Source organism: Candidatus Aegiribacteria sp. (assembly GCA_021108005.1).
Taxonomy (GTDB): domain Bacteria; phylum Fermentibacterota; class Fermentibacteria; order Fermentibacterales; family JCC-6; genus Aegiribacteria.
Genome location: JAIORS010000208.1, coordinates 1 through 2,203, shown reverse-complemented (window position 1 = coordinate 2,203; position 2,203 = coordinate 1). Strand labels below are relative to the sequence as shown.

Genomic DNA, 2,203 nt, shown 5'->3' with positions numbered 1-2,203 from the left:
GGTATTATTCCACTGGGGGCCATGCATCCTGAACATCCGGACCCGGAAGCGGAGACCTGTGGATGCGGCAATCTGGAATATAAGGAATAAAACTTTGCAGTCAACGACTCCAGACGACGCTAACGCTTTGTCCAGGGCATCAACTGGATCGGAGGTTGGGTTATGAGGTATGTGTAGACAGAGATAGAGTGAGTATGTGTTTTTTAATGCTGATCACAGATTTCTTGTAACCGTTTCCAACATATTAAGGTCAATAAGCGTGACATCTTTGTCGATGATGTTATCATCAAATCCACTCTTGCTGATTATCATGTAATGCTCGCGCCTTCCAGTTCCCCACTTTACTTTTTTCGCCTTTTCCTGAAGTTCAAGTAACGTTTTCACTCCAACTTTTCTAGTTGTGTATTTTATCTCACCGAATAGAATATCTCCGGTTTCTTCATTGAAAGCAACGATGTCAATCTCAGTACCTTTATCCCACCAGCTTCCGATTCTTGTAAATTGTATGGGGTCTAAGTCTCTATTTTCTTTAAGGTGCTCGATCATGACCTGTTCGAATGTCTGACCTGAATATCTCTGGAAATCCGTTTTGATGACATTTAATACATAATCAATCTCTCCCATTTCGATATGCTCAATATACGGGAAAATGAACCTGAAATAGAATCTGAAATAATTATCTTTTATTCGATAGATGCCTTTACGGGATTTGAAGCTCTCTGTTATAGGAACCTGGCGCTCGATAATATCAAGATCCTGAAGTGTTGAGAGATATTTTCCAACTACGTCCTTTGTGATACCTGTATCATTCATTATTCTCCCGGTAGTGGTATTCCCAAATGCTATTGAGCGTATGATGGAAAAATAATATCTTGGTTCCCTTAGTTCTTCTCTGAGGATGAATTCTGCATCCTTGTGCAGGAATTGTTCTTTTTTTAACATTTTGTCTCTTATAGTTTCGAAAATATCATTTTCATATTCTAATATATACGCTGGTGTCCCGCCGAACACTGCGTATATTGCAAGTAGTTCTTTAAACCCGGCAGATGGAATAAAATCTTTCAGTCCTGAAAAACTAAGAGGTTGAAGTTTGAATTGTTTTGTTCGTCTCCCGTAAAGGGGGGAAGAATAGTTGAAGAAATGTCTTTCCATCATTCCTATTGATGACCCACAGATGAATAGCTTGATGTCAGTATTTTTCAGTTGGTTATCCCAGTAATCTTGCATTATAGATGGCAAAGCAGGCTCAGACGATACCATATATGGAAACTCATCAAAAATTATAACTATACCTTTTTTCCCGGAAAAATAATGAAATGCTTCGTCAAAATCTCTAAATGGGAACTTTGCAAGCCGCTTATCATCAAACTTTTCCGCAACAATTTTAGATAGCCTTAGTACCATATCTTTCGGAGATTCAAATCTTCCCAGAAAATATACTGCATTTTTGTTGTCAATGAGCATTTGTTTCAGAAGTTCGGTCTTCCCTACCCTGCGCCTGCCGTAGAGTATGAAAAGTTCAGCTCTGTCGCTGTTAAGTGTGTTTTTTAGGATTTCAAGCTCCTCTTTCCTGTTTACAAACATATTAAATATCACGTGTACTATTGAGTAAGTTACTTTATTATACTCCAGATATTTAATCCTTGGGTTTTCTTGTAGTACATAATCCATGGGATTATTTACTCGAAAAAATTCGACCAGAGGGAAGATTTTGGTCTGCATTAGAAAGTAAGTTACTTTACAATACATCAGATAATAGTACTCACTTCAAATTCAAGGGTAATTGATAATATCTTGGAATAAAAAACCTGCTGTAGGACATGATTTCAATAATCTGAATGTACAGTTTACCTTGATTTTTGAAGTGGATATGCATATCCATCTTTTGGTTAATAAAATTTCCAACTTTATTATTCATGATAAGTCACTGTCAATTAGTAATTGTAAGTCTAACCATACATATTTGACTTCAAATCCCACTCAATAAAACCTCATGACCATACAATCAACCCGACCTCTGCCATCAATACTCGCGATCCAAAAGTCACGGTATACCCTGTACGAAATGTAACGAGGCCTGCATATAGTGTTTTCAGGTATATTTCATATTAAATCTATACATATTATGAACTGAAATCCCTTCCATAGGAGATTTCATTCACATTTAACAATATGTGATTTGTCTTATTAATTATTCGATATT

At 36.7% G+C, this 2,203-nt stretch carries 1 protein-coding gene; it reads right to left on the bottom strand.

Translation table 11 applies throughout. The annotated features are described in order from the left end of the window. Positions 1 to 213: 213 nt before the first annotated feature. Entirely contained in the window at positions 214 to 1,671 is a 1,458-nt protein-coding gene (locus K8S15_12855) for an ATP-binding protein (protein ID MCD4776926.1), read from the bottom strand. Positions 1,672 to 2,203: the final 532 nt, after the last annotated feature.

Coding starts and splice junctions, on each gene's coding strand:
- K8S15_12855 (MCD4776926.1), bottom strand. CDS start 1,671: ATGGATTATGTACTACAAGAAAACCCAAGGATTAAATATCTGGAGTAT.